General features: G+C 69.7%; 8 protein-coding genes and 2 pseudogenes. 4 read left to right on the forward strand and 6 right to left on the reverse strand.

Annotated elements, in window-relative coordinates; genetic code table 11:
* Positions 1-90 precede the first annotated feature (90 nt).
* From AWZ10_RS29475 to AWZ10_RS29485, 3 genes are read right to left on the reverse strand one after another with little or no spacing between them, the layout of a single operon-like run.
* A complete protein-coding gene (locus AWZ10_RS29475) occupies positions 91-1140 on the reverse strand; it encodes a hypothetical protein (RefSeq protein ID WP_060892479.1) in 1050 nt (349 codons plus the stop codon).
* Positions 1137-2456, reverse strand: a complete 1320-nt coding sequence (locus AWZ10_RS29480; protein ID WP_060892480.1) for a CHAT domain-containing protein — start codon at positions 2454-2456, stop codon at positions 1137-1139. The genes AWZ10_RS29475 and AWZ10_RS29480 overlap by 4 nt, the downstream gene beginning before the upstream one ends.
* 4 nt (positions 2457-2460) lie before the next feature.
* Positions 2461-5133 (reverse strand): tetratricopeptide repeat protein, encoded by a 2673-nt coding sequence (locus AWZ10_RS29485; protein WP_208618570.1) that lies wholly within the window; start codon positions 5131-5133, stop codon positions 2461-2463.
* Positions 5134-6110: 977 nt separating this feature from the next.
* Here AWZ10_RS29485 and AWZ10_RS29490 point away from each other — a divergent pair.
* Both AWZ10_RS29490 and AWZ10_RS29495 read left to right on the forward strand, forming a co-directional pair.
* Positions 6111-7613: pseudogene (locus tag AWZ10_RS29490) on the forward strand (NF041680 family putative transposase).
* A 6-nt stretch (positions 7614-7619) separates the two neighbouring features.
* Positions 7620-7907, forward strand: coding sequence for a hypothetical protein (locus AWZ10_RS29495; RefSeq protein ID WP_244172584.1), 288 nt, complete (start codon positions 7620-7622; stop codon positions 7905-7907).
* A gap of 192 nt (positions 7908-8099) precedes the next feature.
* On the opposite strand, the gene AWZ10_RS29500 is transcribed toward AWZ10_RS29495, so the two are convergent.
* Together AWZ10_RS29500 and AWZ10_RS55210 are read right to left on the reverse strand one after the other, a co-directional pair.
* Positions 8100-9662, reverse strand: a complete 1563-nt coding sequence (locus AWZ10_RS29500; protein WP_060892481.1) for an esterase/lipase family protein — start codon at positions 9660-9662, stop codon at positions 8100-8102.
* The gene (locus AWZ10_RS55210) at positions 9655-12387 is read right to left on the reverse strand and encodes a CHAT domain-containing protein (RefSeq protein ID WP_159058384.1); all 2733 of its coding nucleotides are present in this window, start codon (positions 12385-12387) and stop codon (positions 9655-9657) included. The genes AWZ10_RS29500 and AWZ10_RS55210 overlap by 8 nt, the downstream gene beginning before the upstream one ends.
* Positions 12388-12643: 256 nt before the next feature.
* On the opposite strand from AWZ10_RS55210, the pseudogene AWZ10_RS29510 reads away from it, so the two are divergent.
* A pseudogene (locus AWZ10_RS29510) lies at positions 12644-13420 on the forward strand (transposase family protein).
* Here the strand turns inward: AWZ10_RS29510 and AWZ10_RS29515 are convergent.
* On the reverse strand, positions 13414-14376 hold the full coding sequence (locus AWZ10_RS29515) for an ankyrin repeat domain-containing protein (RefSeq protein ID WP_060892483.1): 963 nt from the start codon (positions 14374-14376) through the stop codon (positions 13414-13416). The pseudogene AWZ10_RS29510 and the gene AWZ10_RS29515 sit on opposite strands and share 7 nt — an antisense overlap.
* 154 nt (positions 14377-14530) lie before the next feature.
* On the opposite strand from AWZ10_RS29515, the gene AWZ10_RS29520 reads away from it, so the two are divergent.
* A partial coding sequence (locus AWZ10_RS29520) for a helix-turn-helix domain-containing protein (RefSeq protein ID WP_244172586.1) occupies positions 14531-14866 on the forward strand: 336 nt, incomplete at its 3' end.

Raw genomic sequence — 14866 nt, forward strand, 5'->3', positions numbered from 1 at the left:
GGCCGGGCGGGCTGGTCACGGTGTCGCCCTGTGATCGGGCAGACCGGTACCCCGCGCTTGGCACTCGCCGCCGCTTAACCTGTGTTTCGGTCAGCGTGACCAGTCCGCCAGCGACAGCAACAGGTGCGCGGACTCGAGCCGCAGGTGGTCCGAGTGCGCGCCCGCTGGGTTCAGTCGCCTGCCCCGCACGTAGAAGTCGGAAGCGTCGATGCTGACGAATCGATGATTGAGGCTGTCGAAGGGGTATCCCTCGGCGGCCCGCCGCATCCGGATCCGGTACGGCTCCAGCGGGACTGGGGCCATCCCACTGTGGCCAATGCCTCGCTCGCCTTCAGCACGTAGGTGCCAGAAGCCTGTGGCCCGGTCGTGTCGTGAGTACGTCGTTACGACCGGACCACGCAGCGGCGCTCCGTCGTGTCCTCCGTCACCGCCCGGCAAGAGAGACGGGAAAAGAGAGCCAAAGGCAGAGCGGGGCGCCGCCATCTGGAAAAGCAGCATGCTGTCGGCTGTGAAGGGCCGGGACGGCGTCTCTTCGGCCACGGTCCAGCTCAGCGTGTCACCGAGTGAAGCCTCCGCCGCCCACTGCACAGCCTCGCACAGGAAGCGGCAGCCGAAGGAGTGCCCCACCAGGTGGAGCCATTGGCCTTCGCGGTTGGCGAGGACCTGGGCGTCGGCCGGGTCGGAACGTTCCGCATCCAGGTAGCCCAAAAGTCGGCCGATCACGTGGGCGGCGTGCCCGGTGCCGTCGCGCGCTCCCATCGCGTGCGCGCGCTCCCGGATCTGCTCGTAGCCGGACCGGCCGACCCGACTGGAGGACGGCCACCGGACCGCGAGCATCCAGGGGCGGAAGCCGCCCTCTGCAAGCCGCGGGTAGCGGTTGGGGGAGGTGACGAAGGCGTGTTCAGAGAGGTCACGGAGCCGGTTAGCCGCGCGGGCTGCCGAGCTCGGCGAGGTCTGCCAGCCGTGTACGTAGACGACGATGTCGGTAGCCCAGGACGGTGGTGACAGCCGTTCGGCGAAGTAGCGGGCGAGGTGATGCTCTGCAACCGGCTGGCCGGTGTCCTCGTCCAGCATCCAACCGGTTTCGTCGAGGTCGATCGCGGCGGCGAACCCGCCGGCCAGGGCACGCGATGGTGTCATGCGTACTGGTCCGTTCTCTCAGGCAAGCGCACCCGGGCGTCCATGCCGCAGTGCAGGGCATACGCAAAGCCGAGAGGGTTGCGGAACTCGGCGGTGAAATGGCGGGACAGGTCGTAAGCGATGCGGCCTGCCGTGTCATCCGGGCCACCGCGCAAGAATCGACGCACGAATTCCCGTGCGTACTCGGCAGCGAATGCCTGCGGCATGTCGATCTGTGGGCCAAGCACACCCTGCGCACCATGCTCAACCAGCACCCGGCCGAGAAACGCTCGGTCGGCATCGCCCGCGGCGTGGCCCGCTTGACAGGCGTTGAGCAGTACGAACGGGTGAAAGGTACCTGTGCGCCGGTGTTCGGAGCGGACTTCACGCACAGTGTGGCCATCGAATGGGATCTCGTCGGAGAGCCGGATGACGAGTTGAGCGGCTTCCGAGCCGTTGGGCTCGAAGCCGCCGTGACCCCAGAAGTACATCAACTGCTCGTCGAAGTGGGCTTTCCCAAGGTCGCGCACGAGGTCGTCGTACGTAGTGCGGATTTCGCAGCGGGTTCCCTCGCCGAGGGTGAAGGCGACAGCGGAGGCGCAGGTCTTGAGGCCAATCCTAGTGTCGTGGTTAAGACTCACGGCCACGGGTCCCGGTTCGGGCACGGGCAGCCACAGCCTTTGGTAGGCGTCACCGGTGTGCTCGATCTGGTGGCGGTGCCCAAGGAACAGGGAGAACAGCGCATCAAGTTCGCTTGTCCCGGCAGATAGCGGGGCGTCGGCGAGGTGCTGGGGTCTGAGGCACAGCATGGGCCACGGCAGGTGGAGGTCATGGGAGTCGAAGCGAATGCGCAGGCCTTCGCCCGCCAGCATCATCGCGAGATAGCTGCGGAAGATCTCTACTCGCTCGTCGCCCCCGCCAAACAGCATGTCGAAGAGGACGGAAGCGCCGCTGCGAACGAGTTGGGACACGATGGCTACCAATTCGGCTTCAGATTCGTCCCGCAGATCGGCGGCCGCAGCGTATGGGCGCCGCCGGTCGGACTGCGGACGACCCTCAGCATCTTTGGGCTGGTAGTCAACGAAGATCTGCTTCCAGCGTCGGCACAATCGGGCGGCTGCGGAGCGAACTTCGACAGGGCTCGCCGACAAGACGGCCTTGTGTTCACCGCCGCGCAGGCTGGGTAGCGCGGGTCCGGACATGCGTGCCTGCAGGCGGCCACCGTCGAGGATATCGAAGCTGACACGGAGGTCGGGTTCGACCGTCGCCAGGTGCGGCAGGTACCGGAAACCGCTGCTGGGATCCTGAACCACCCGTACAGGGAGGTGAGTCGACATCGATTCACCTCCGCCGGCGCTCGGCTGTCGGTACGAGCGCCTCGTCATCATGGGCAGCCTCGGTGACCGTCAGCAAGGTCTCCACCTGCTGCAGTGCGGCACCGCTTGCGGTCTCATACAGGGTAAATCGAATGAGATGGCGTCCGGGTCGTCGGGGCACGAAGGTGAACTCCAGGACGTCGAGAGGGTTGTAGAAACCTCGGCCGGGCTCGATGGTGGCTGGCCCGAGCGCGGCTGCCACCACTTCCAAGGTCGGCCGCTGGCGGGAGCCTGGCACGGCCCACGGGTGGCCGGGGTCGGCGTGCAGCTGCAGTCCGATGCGACTCGACGCATCGACGCTGGGACTGTGATCATCGAGCAGCTCGAGTCCGATCCGGCACCCCGCAACTGCGTGGGCAGTGGCGCGGTCGTCAGGCTGGCCGTGGCCCGCCGTTAGGGGTTCGCCTGAGACTCGGTTACCGTCGCGGAGCGCGTCTGGCGGCTCGTGTCGGCCGCGCAGGGTGAGCGCTGACGGTTGCCATGGGAGTGTCGGCGCACCGTCGGGGTCCAGGCCGTTCGGCCAAAGTCTGTTGAGCAATCCCCGCATCATTGTCCAGCGGAGGGCGACGCTACCGTGGTTGGCGACTTGGAGGGCAAGAACTTCCGCGCCCGCTCGGTCTCCCCTCTCTTCGCGCTTCTCCGCCAGCCGGTACAGGGCGTCGATACTGCCGTGCTCGGCCGCCTGCCAGAGAAGCATCTCGGCTCCCTCACGCTCTCCGGCCTCCTCACGCATCTCCGCCAGGCGGTACAGGGCATCCGTACTGCCGTGCTCGGCAGCGTGGCGGGCCAAGGCCTCGGCTCCCTCCCGCTCCCCGGCCTCCTCACGCATCTCCGCCAGGCGGTACAAGGCATCCGTACTGCCGTGCTCGGCAGCGTGGCGGGCCAAGGCCTCGGCTCCCTCCCGCTCCCCGGCCTCCTCACGCATCTCCGCCAGGCGGTACAAGGCATCCGTACTGCCGTGCTCGGCAGCGTGGCGGGCCAAGGCCTCGGCTCCCTCCCGCTCCCCGGCCTCCTCACGCATCTCCGCCAGGCGGTACAAGGCAGCCGTACTGCCGTGCTCGGCAGCGTGGCGGGCCAAGGCCTCGGCCCCCTCCCGCTCCCCGGCCTCCTCACGCATCTCCGCCAGGCGGTACAAGGCAGCCGTACTGCCGTGCTCAGCAGCCTGCCGGAGTAGATCTGCAGCGCCTTCTCGATCACCGGCCTCCCCTCGCATCATCGCCAGGCGGTACAAGGCGGCAGCGTTGCCGTGGTCGGCGGCCTGCCGAGCCAGGGCTTCGGCGCCCTCCCGGTCACCAGCCTCCTCCCGCAACTCGGCGAGGCGGAACAGGGCACGGGTGTCGCGGAATAGGGCTTCGGTGTGGCCGTGGTCGGCGGCTCGCCGAGCCAGGGCTTCGGCGCCCTCCCGGTCACCAGCCTCCTCCCGCAACTCGGCGAGGCGGAACAGGGCACGGGTGTCGCGGAATAGGGCTTCGGTGTGGCCGTGGTCGGCGGCTCGCCGAGCCAGGGCTTCGGCGCCCTCCCGGTCACCAGCCTCCTCCCGCAACTCGGCGAGGCGGAACAGGGCACGGGTGTCGCCGCAGTCGACGGCCTGACGGTAGAGGGCTTCGGCGCCCTCCCGGTCACCAGCCTCCTCCCGCAACTCGGCGAGGCGGAACAGGGCACGGGTGTCGCCGTGGTCGGCGGCTCGCCGAGCCAGGGCTTCGGCCCCCTCCCGGTCACCAGCCTCCTCCGACAGTACGGCCAGGCCGACCAGGGCGCTGGTGCTGCCGTGGTCGGCGGCGTCTTGCCGGAGCTGGCGGGCCCATTGCAGGCGGTGCCGGTCCTCGGCTGCTTCGGCGAGGCAGTTCAGGTCGTCGGGCTGGGTGAGGTGGGTGTGGGCGGCGTACCAGAAGGAGGCGGGCGGGCACAGGTGCTTGCGGGTGGTGCGGCCGTGATGTTCGAGGTAGTTGGCGAGTCGGGCCTGTGGCCCCGCTGGCTGTGGGGCCACAGGCCCGCCAGCAGAGGTGGGCGTCGCGGGTGGGCGCCGAGGTGGTCGGAGAGTGGAGCGACGCAGGGGGGCTTGTTTTCCATGGACTGGTTGGGCCAGCTCCGCGAAGGCATGTTCGGCCCAGTCGTCGGTGAGATGGTCATAGTCGGTGTCGGTCAAGTAGTCGATGGCGGCGTCCGTGAGGAAGGCCAGAGGGAGGTGGAGGCCGACGCCGAGGCGGCGGGCGTCCATCGCCGCGTACAGCAGCGCCCTGGCGGCCGGGGTCGCCTGCTTATAGCGATTGAGGAGCGCTGGGGCGCCAGCCAGATCCTGAGTGATCCGCCCGTCGTCACGTACGCGGGTGAGGGCGTCGGCCAGCAGCGCGTCCCCCTCGTCGGCAAGAGCGCTTGCGGCGTCCAGGGCCGCGGTGTCGAAGGTGTCGGGGACGGGCAGGGTGCGGCCGACCAGCAGTTCCCGTACCTGGCTGTGATGATCAGGCTCGCCCGGTGTGGGGAGCGCGGTGTAGTAGCGGGCGTACTCGGGCCAAAGAGTGCCCAACACCAGAACCGGTCCGCGCTGCGGGCTGACCAGCAGATGGTGGATGGCCGCCGCGATCTGCTCACCGGCCACACGGTCGCCGAGGTAGTGCTGCGCCTCGTTCAGCCACACCACTGTCTGTGGCCCTACACGGTGCAGATCCTCCAGCACAGCCTGCGCGCGGGTAGGTTCAAAGGGATGCCACAGCCGCCACCCCATCTCCGCAAGGGGCTGTACGGCCTCCCAACACGCCCGGGTCTTGCCCGTCGACGAGCTGCCTACCAGGACCACGAGCCGGCTGCAGCCAGCCGCCGCATCCCGTACTGCATCAGCCAGCACCAAGTCATGCTCACGGGCCACGTACCTGGGAAGTGCCGGCATCACGGAGCCAGATGGACTAATAAGCGCCCCACCGGAACCGGCAGGATGGATCTCCAGCTCGTGCGGCTCCCACATCCTGATCGGACGGCCCAGCCCGGGCTGCTCTAGGACCAGAGCCGCCTCCCGCCGTAAGCGCAGCAACTCCTCCGCAGGCAATCTCAATGCCCGGGCCAGTGCAGCTACCGTTCGCGCCGAGGGCGGGGGCCCGTTTACCTTGAACGCCTCGGACACCGTGACCCGCCCCAGACCTGCCTGCATGGCCAGCTGCGTTTTGGTCAACCTGCTGCGGGCTAGCCCTCTGCTCAGCCATGTGCGCAGCTCGGCGAGTGCCGCATTCCGGTCGTTTTGCTCGCCGCGCATGTGCTCGCCCCCTGGTACCTGGTGTGTTGCCCGGGTCCATCTTCGGTGCGGCGACCCCCGAAACGCACGATTTCCGCGACCTTCAACATAAAGGGACCCGCGGGCCGCGGGCCGACCGGGAGTTTCCTCAGATCAGCCCGGAGCCCTTCGGCCCTCCGCAGGCAGCCCATGAGCCCTGCTCCGAGGCACACAGTCACTGGTTCCAACTCTCGTGACCAGGCTGCTCCCACTAAGCTTGTCATTTAAGGTCCGGCGTCGAACGCGGCTCGAACTTGGTCGGCGTTTTCACAGTTCAGCGGACGTGAGGGCGGCCTCCGTCTGATCCTTTGCTCCGTCACAGAGGCAGAGGAACCAGCGCGAAGGCCGTGGTCGTGAGTCTGGAGCATCAAGGCGTCCTGCGGGATGCATTCGCGGAAGTGTCACGCTTCCGGACGGAGTTGTACGCGTGTCTGACCGCCCGGAGCGACGCGCTGTTCGAGTTATGCGATGCCCTGCTGTGCACGGACGGGCCGGTGCGGACGCTGGTCGACCTGGCGCTCGCCCCGGAACACCGCCGTGGGCACGGGGCCCTCTACGGCGGTCTCAATGAGGGACGGATCGATGTCGCCCGGCTGCGTCGGGCTCTGGTCTCGACGCCGTTGCCGAGGGCTGCGGACGGTCGGATCGTGTTGGCCGCGGACGTCTCGCCGTGGCTGCGTCCGGACGCCAACACCTGCCCTGACCGGGCCTTTTGCCATACGTTCGGCCGGGGTGAGGGCAAGCACCAGATGGTGCCTGGCTGGCCGTACTCGATCGTGGCCGCGTTGTAGACGGGCCGCACGTCGTGGACGGCAGTGCTGGACGCGGTCCGCCTGGAGCCCGGCGCCGACGTCGCCGCAGTGACCATCGTCCAGCTTCGCGAGGTCGTCGAGCAACTCGTCGAGGCTGGCCAGTGGAAGCCGGGCGACCCGCACGTCCTGGTCGTGCTGGATGCCGGATACGACGCGCCCCGCATCGCCCACCTGCTGGACGGCCTGCCCGTCGAGATCCTCGGCCGGCTCCGCTCAGATCGGGTGATGCGGCGTCCGGCACCCTCCCGCAACGAGTTCGCCCTGGCCAACCCCAAGGGCGGTCGGCCGCCCAAGCACGGCGGTGAGTTTGTCTTCGGGGACCCCTCCACCTGGGGCACCGAGCAGGCCATGACGGTCACCGACACCCGCCTCTACGGCAAGGCGATCGCGCGGGCATGGGACCGGCTGCACCCAAGGCTCACCCGGCGGGCGGCCTGGATCGAGTACCACGGACCCCTGCCCCTCATCGAGGGCACCGTCATCCGCCTGGCCGTGGAGAAGCTGCCGTCCGGCGGGGTGAACAAGCCGGTCTGGCTGTGGTGGTCGGGCACCGGGGCCAACGCGGCGGACGTCGACCGCTGCTGGCAGTCCTTCCTTCGACGTTTCGACCTGGAGCACACGTTCCGCCTGTTCAAGCAGACCCTCGGATGGACCAAGCCCCGGCTTCGGAGTTCGCAAGCGGCCGACCGGTGGACCTGGCTGGTGATCGCCGCCTACACCCAGCTCCGGCTCGCCCGACCCCTGGCCGCAGACCTCCGCAGGCCCTGGGAGAAGCCGGCCGAGCCGAACAGACTCACCCCCGCCCGCGTCCGACGAGGGTTCAGAAACCTGCGCACGAAGACCGGCTCTCCGGCCAGCGCACCGAAACCCTCAACACCCGGCCCAGGAAGACCACTTGGAGCGAAGAACCGCCGTCCAGCCACCCGTCACGACGTGGGCCGCGTCCTCGCGACCGGCGAGGCATACAACCGTCCCGCCCACCACAAGGTCGGCACCAAACCCCGCCGTGGGAGCGGCACTGACACCGTTGACGGAGCCCCGTAGCCTGCTTTGACGCAGAGCAGCGTGATTTTTTGGCGGGAGACCCTGATGACAGGCGGCAGCAGGTCCAGCACGGATATCAGAGGCGGCCACATCGGACTGGTCGCCACGATCATTGCCCTGGTCGTCATTGCTAGTTTTACCGGCCCTCGCTGGACATTGATCGTCGCGGCGTGCTTCACCGCCTGGTTCATCCTCGCGCTGACCGTCATCCGCATCAGGGGCGGACGCGGAGGAGAAGCCCTTCGACGGACCTACGTCGCCACTTTCGGCTGGGGCGACCACGTCACCCCCTGAACGGGTTAAACGACAAGCTTAGGAGGGGGTGCTCGTACGTGCCGACACCAAACTCGTCCACGCGCATTCGGCGCCTCCTTGCAGTCCGCCGTCTACTCCTGTCGTACCCGCGCCGGGGCGCCCCGGCGCGTCTCCCCTCCCCTGCGTTCCAGGATCCTCCCGTGCCGCGGCAACGGCGCGTCCGGGGCGCGGTCAGCTCCCCGGCAGCCACTCGGAGAGGCCTGCGCGGACCTGTGCGTCCCGGAAGAAGCCGCTGTGGGCGACGGCGCTCGCCGACGGGACGACGAGTGGATCGGGCACGACGTACGAACCGGCGCGGTGGACGCCCTCGGTCGGTACGACGAGGTCGTTGCCGACACCGAACAGCCGGTCCACCAGCCCGTCGAGCGCGCGCATCGCCAAGGCCGCGTCCCGGGCGGGCTCGAAGTCGGACGTCACCGCGCGCACCGAACTCTCGGTCGGGACGGCGGAGGCGTTGAGTTCACCGAGGCCCTCCGACGCGGGGTCCATCGCGGCCAGGCCGTCCAGCCCGCCGAGGACACCGGTCGCGCCGTGCTTCACGACTTCGAGGACGACTTCCAGGGTGGTGCTCACCAGCTCCTCCGGGAACAGCCCGAGCAGGTTGGTGAAGACCCCGAGCAGTTCGCTCAGTCGCTGCTTCTCGGCGAGGGCTGTGCCCGCGTTGGGGGTGGCGATATGGACGAGCATACGGACGGTAGGGGCGGGCCGTTCCTCGCCCGCCAGGCCGTTCCGGCTCAGGTGGCGGGCGACGAGACCGCCTCGGGAGTGGGTGACGATGTCGAGGGTGAGTCGCCGGTCGGCGGGCAGGTGCTCCAGGAGCCAGCGCGCGTTGTCGACCGGGTCCAGGTGGACGGTGGGATGGTCGAAGACCAGGACGCGGCCGTCGTAGCGCCGGTGGAGGTCGTGCAGCAGCGGTTCGTCGTCGGCGATGCTGCGAAAGCTGGTGCGGCACCTGCTGAAGGTGCCGTGGACGAAGAGCAGGAAGGGCCGGTCGGCGAGTTCGGCGAGCCGGCCTGCGCTCACCTGCATGGCGGACCTTTCACCGGCCCGGTCACCCGCCTGTTCGCCTGCCGTGAGGAATGTCTGCGGGGTGGTCAGCCGGAGTCCGTACGGGCGGTGCCTCTTCTCCCACCGGCTGACCGCGAAGTCGGCCGCGAGACCGGCCGCCCTCTCGATCGGGAACCGCAGCAGGTGCAGGACCTTGCCGACACCGAACCCGACGATGCCCCTGTCCACCGCCGACCCGTCCGTGGGGAGCGCGAACTGCTGCAGCGGAACTCGGAACGTCTGGGCGCCGGCGGCCCGGTCCGTGCGGCCGCCCCGCATCGCCGCCTCGGGGAACACCCAGCGCATGACGCCGGTCGCATCTGCCTCCAACAGGACCTGCCCCTCGTCCGGCGGGGGCGCGGGCGCCTCCAGCAAGAGGTGCGGGCCGGGAGCGCCGCTCCGATCGGTCCCGCCGGGGCGGCGTGGCACGGCCAAGTCGCTCAGCGGCACGGTGAGCACCGGCCGCATCCCGGCCTCCTGCGCCGCGGTGCCCAGCAGGCGCGCGGTGGGCTCGGGGACGTGGTCGGCGAGGAGTTGCTCGGGCAGAGCGCCAGGGGCCGCGTCGCGCACAGGCGTTCCGGCCGCGGCCCATCGGCGGACCTCGCCGACACGGCCGCCTACCTCTGTGGACCGCAGGACCAGACCGTAGGGGAGTTCACTGCGTCCGTCCCGTTCGAGATCAGGCATCGTCCGTTCCTTCCCGTTCCGCTGGAGCGCCTTCCACGGTCCACTGGACGGTCAGCCGTGGGTGGCCGAAGAAGAGGTAGGCGAGCGGGGTCGACAGCTCGGCCCCGGCCGCGCCGAGCGTTCCGGCGCGCCGCCTGCGCAGGTACTCGGCGGGGGCCGTGCCGCCCTTGAGTACGGCCTTGTAGAAGTCCTGGGCGAAGTTCTTGGCGACCTTGTCGTCGACGTTCCACAGCGGGGCGACGGCTGCCTGCGCGCCGATGCCGAGGAAGGCGGGCACCATGCCCGCGTACGCGCCCAGTTCGGCGCGGCCCTGCCCGACCTGGCAGGCGTTGAGGAAGACGAGCCGCACCCCACTGGCCTCCACTCCGCTGACGGACCGGCGGCTCAAGTACGTGCCGTCCACCATCTGCAGACCGTCCTCCAACTCTTCCGTGCTGAACTTCCCGTGCACGGCGAGGTGCAGGATGTCCGGCCCCCGCTCGCCCTCCAGAGCCATGAGCACTTGGTCGGTGGTGGCGTCGACGGGGTTCGCACGGTAGTGCCGGATGAGGTGCTTGGCCTCGGCCTTCGCCTCCTTAAGTTCGGCGACGGCGTAGTCCCCGGTCACCACGGACATCGTGTGGGGTTGCAGATGCGCGGGCGGGGCCGGGGTGCGCTGCCGGTCTCCGTAGATCCAGCGGCCGACGACCGCCTGGGCGCCGAGGTGGGCCGGGGCCGCCGGGTCCAACGGCTCGGACAGCAGGGCCAGTTCCCAGGGGACGTACGGGTCCCAGGTTGCCAGGAGCACGCTCGGCGGACCGGCACGTTCCCCTGCGGCGCGCAGGGCGGCCCACACCTCCTCCGGCACGGCGCCGCTCGCCTCCCGGCCGACTCCCTTGAGGTAGTGGGCGAGGTCGTAGGCGTCCTTGCGCTCCTGCACGCCGCGCATGACGGAGCGGGCCCAGTCGGCCTCACCGCCGAGCGTTGTCACGAGCGGCTTGTCGCAGGTGCCGACGCCGGGGTGCGGCGAGCGGTACAGCCAGCAGTGCTGCCGCCCCTCGGCGTCGTTCCCTGGGGCCACGACGATCTCCAGATCTGGCTGGGTACCGGCGTCCGCCTCTTCCGGCAGCACCCATACGCCTCCGGCCGCCTGCATCCGCGGCTCGTCACCGGCTGGCTCCCCGGGCGCCTCCCCCACCCGTACGGTCCGGTGGGCGACCCCGATGATGTTGCCGGCGACCGCGTACACCGCGGTGATCACCCGCTCCGGGGCCAGGGACGGATCGTCCACCGCTCGGAGCCTGAGCATCCGGTAGGGGTACGGATCGTCCGGACCGGCCCGCATGCGCAGGGTGAGCGGGTCCTCGCCGACCACGGCGAAGCCGGGCGCGAGGACGGAGACGTCGAGCGTGAATGTCTCGGCGGGGATGGTGAAGGGGGCGGGCTGGACGACCTCGGGGGTGGGGAGCGGGGCCAGCCCTACGCGCAGCTCGAAGGCTTCGTCGGGCACGACGTGCTGGGGAGCGTCGAGACGGGCGTAGGCCTCGCGGGTGGGGGCGGTAACCGCTAGCGCAGGCCCCTCGGCTGAGACGAGAACCCCCCTGCGCTTCCACCAGTCCAGGACGCGACCATGCACTGAGCGGGGGTCTGTCCGTTCGACTCGTATTGGCCTTCCCCCGCCCACGAATTCCTCCGGTTCCGGGGGCGGCGCAAGGGGCCCGGTCGGCGGAGCCGGCGGCTGCGGGGCCTCCTTGCGCTGCAGGGGTGGGGGCGTTTCGAGAAGAAAAGGTGCATCGTGCACATACCAGGGGGGAGGTTCGTACACATACCCGGGGGGACGGGGGAGCGGGGCAGCCGCAGGCGGCTCGTCGGCTGCCTCGTATCCGGTCGCCGGCTCCAGCAGCAGCCGTGCCAGGTGGGCGAGTTCGCCGGGGCGGGAGGTCGGCTCCGGCCAGCGCACGGGAGGACGGCCCAAGTGGGGCGCCGCCCTGGACAGTTCTCGCAGCGTGGCAAGGCGTTCGTCCAGGTCTCCGCTCCTGAGCCGTGCGACGGCACTGCCGACCACCTCGGCCGGCGGCGCGAGGCTCAGCACCGCGCCGAGCCAGTCGGCCCGGCCGTCGGGCACCGCTCGAGGGAGCTCGGGCAGATCCGCCGCGAGCGTGTCCGGCAGCACCTCGACGACCTGTCCGAGGCGCTCAGTGGCAGCACGGAGGGTCTCGTCGTCCTCGTCCACGGCATCTACGAGGGTGGCGATCAGCACCGACAGCAGACGCTGCCTCCCACTTTCGAAGAGGGAGGCGAGCGGGGACAGATCGGACGGGAAGCCACGACCATCCAGAAGGCGTGCGGTCACCGCCAGTTCCACGGCCAGCGCGGAAGTCCACTCGCCCGGATCGCCCCGTACCGAAGGTGTGACGGCAGGCCGGTCCCGGGTGGCCAGCGCCCGCCGCGCCGCCTCCTGATGGGCCGAGCCATCGTCAGCGGCCCACCCTTCCAGGACGGCCCGCACCTCGACCACCGGGAGGTGCCCGGCCGCCTCAACCAGCGAGTCCGGCACCAGGGGCTCCGCCCGAAAGCGGCGGAGGACCAGCTCCGCGACTTCCTCCGCCGCCGGCTCGTCCAGCGGAAGCGCGGCGCACGCCGCGAGGGCTTCGGTGCGCACGCTGCGGTTGTCCTCATGGGCGGCGATGCGCAGCAGCGGTCCGAGGTCGTCCGGCGTCAGGAAGCGGTGCGAGCGTAAGGCCACGGCTCGGCCCTCCGGGAAGAACGGCCCCACCACTCACGGTAGCCCGGGGAAGCTCCCCGGTCTTCTTGGGCGTCGCCGTTCAGCCGCGGTACGTCTCCAGCAGCCGCTGCCACACCTCGCTGATCGCGGGTAAAAGGGGCCGAGTTTTGAGGAAACGGCGGAAATCAAGAAGTCACTGAACCTCTTTCATCCTGTGCCGTGGGGGTGAAACAGGCTGGTCAGGTGGGGTGACATGACGAAGCCCCTTGTCGTTGGTGTGGTGATCTCGCTCAACACGCCATCGGCCGGGGGGCTTCGTTGGTTCCGTATCCTTCCATGCTCGATGTCCCGTACGAGCTGGTTGAGCATGTCTCGTGGCTCATCTACGCCCGAAGGCGTGAACTTCGCACGCGCTGGCGCAAGTTGGGGTGCTTCAAGCAGGCCCTGCTGGTCCTGGCCCATCCGCGGAAGAACGAGACACTCGCACAGGTGGGCGCTGGTTTCGGAGTGTCGCAAGCGACAGCCTGGCGGTATGTGGCCGAGACCCGTCGAGGTCCTGGCCGCCTGGGCGTCAGGCCTGCGCAAAGCCCTCGTGGGCCTGGGCGAGGGAGACTTCGTCATCGTCGACGGGACGCTGATCCCCACCGACCGCTTCAAGGCGGACGAGCCGTACTACTCCCAGAAACACAAGAAGCACGGCATGAACGTGCAGGTGATTGCCGCCCCGGACGGCACACCCCTGTGGTTCTCCCGCGCCACGCCGGGCCGGACCCACGACCTGACCGCTGCCCGCGCCCACGAGATCGTCCAGGCGTGCCTCACACGAGAAGTCCTCATCCTGGCGGACCGCGCCTACCAAGGCGCCGGCGCCACCGTCCGCACCCCTTACTACGGCCACCGCGAACTACCCGAGCACTACCAGCAGTACAACCACGACCACGCCCGCCTGCGAGCACCCGGCGAACGCGCCTTCGCCCAGCTCAAGTCCTGGCGACTTCTACGCCAGGCCCGCTGTTCGACCAACCGCATCAGCCGGACCAAAGAGGTTCAGTGACTCCAGTAGTCGCGGCGGGGCAGTTCGACCCACACATCGGGCGGTCCAACTACAGCGCGCCTGTCGGTCAGGCGCAGTCCTGCGAAGGCGCAGGCGTAGGCGACGGCGCTGTGCTGGTAGAGGTAGGAGGCCAGCACCTCCGCAGAGGTGTCGTCTTCGTCCGGTGCTCCGCCGGGGTGCAGGTCCGAGCCTTCGATGATTCCGTTCCGGGCGATGCTGCCCTGGTTGCCGCTCTTGGGATTGGCGTAGAGGCCGTAGCAGAGGGTGTCGGCGGACAACCGGGTCAGCACGCCCGGCATCTGCGGCGCGTATCCCCAGGGCTGGGTGACGACGCAGCCGCCTGGCACGGACGTCACGCCGACGATGTAGGGCTCCTCCAGCAGCTCATTCAGCACGTCGAGGAGTTCGCCGTCCACCACTGGCGTCGCCTGGAGACGGCGCACCGCCTCGGCCGCGTCGATGCCGGCCACGCAGGCCAGGCCCGTGCCGTCGTAGTAGAACTCCCCCAGCGCCGTGGTGAGGCGATGTGCCTCCTGCGCTGCCGCACGCTCGGTGTCGGTCAGGGCTACCCCTTCCGGTACCGGGAACAGCTCGGGCGTCGGTCCGGCCAGGCTCAGCCGCCCCGGTGACCAGCCGCCCAGCGACAGCCGCCAGGGATCGGCCCCGGCCGCGGCGAGCGCTCGTGCGTTGGCCGGATTCCTGGACACGACGGCCTCCCACAGTGCCGTCACCCCGTTCTCCAGCGCGTCCACATCCGCAACCCGGCGGGCCAGTTCCGCAACAGCCTCTGAGGAGCCGAACACCGCTGCCCGGTGCAGAGGACGGCTCCCGTTCCAGCTCTCCGGATCGGCGCCTCTATCAAGACGACGGCGAATCTCCTCGGCATCCGTCCAGTCCCAACCCATGCCGGCCCACCCGTCGCCCGCTGCCACCGATCTCCCTCCGACCCATCGCATGCTTTCGTCGGCCCCGCCCGATGACATCCCTCAAGGCCGCTGGCACACGACTTTATCACCCCGAACACATCACGTACGCTGAATGTGCGTTACCTGTACGCCATTGGTACGCCATAGGGACGCTTCAGGGTAGGGTGAGGGACGGAGGTGTCCCATGTCCGAGTTGTTCGACGCGGTCGACGCGCTGATCGCGTCCCGGTCCCCGCTGCCGCCGCCGGCCGAGCGCAGGCGGCTGCGCCAGGCTCACGCGCTCACCCTGGACGAGGTGGCCGCTGCCCTGGACGTGCGGCGGGCGACCGTCGGCGGCTGGGAGTCGGGCAGGACCGAGCCCCGGCCGCCGGAACGGGAGGCGTATGCGCGCCTGCTGAAGCAGCTCGCCCAGCTCTACCCCGCCCCCGAGAACACCGGCGGCCCACAGGAGGACACGGACACCGCGGCGGCGCGGACGGCCACCCCCGCAGCGCGGTCTCAGCCCACGGGCGGGGCGCCG

It is taken from the genome of Streptomyces europaeiscabiei, from assembly GCF_001550375.1.
GTDB classification, from domain to species: domain Bacteria; phylum Actinomycetota; class Actinomycetes; order Streptomycetales; family Streptomycetaceae; genus Streptomyces; species Streptomyces europaeiscabiei.

What these genes read in the sequence shown, in the direction of transcription:
- AWZ10_RS29515 (WP_060892483.1), bottom strand. Translation starts at nt 14,376, where the DNA reads ATGCGATGGGTCGGAGGGAGATCGGTGGCAGCGGGCGACGGGTGGGCC.
- AWZ10_RS29500 (WP_060892481.1), bottom strand. Translation starts at nt 9,662, where the DNA reads ATGCCTGATCTCGAACGGGACGGACGCAGTGAACTCCCCTACGGTCTG.
- AWZ10_RS29475 (WP_060892479.1), bottom strand. Translation starts at nt 1,140, where the DNA reads ATGACACCATCGCGTGCCCTGGCCGGCGGGTTCGCCGCCGCGATCGAC.
- AWZ10_RS29480 (WP_060892480.1), bottom strand. Translation starts at nt 2,456, where the DNA reads ATGTCGACTCACCTCCCTGTACGGGTGGTTCAGGATCCCAGCAGCGGT.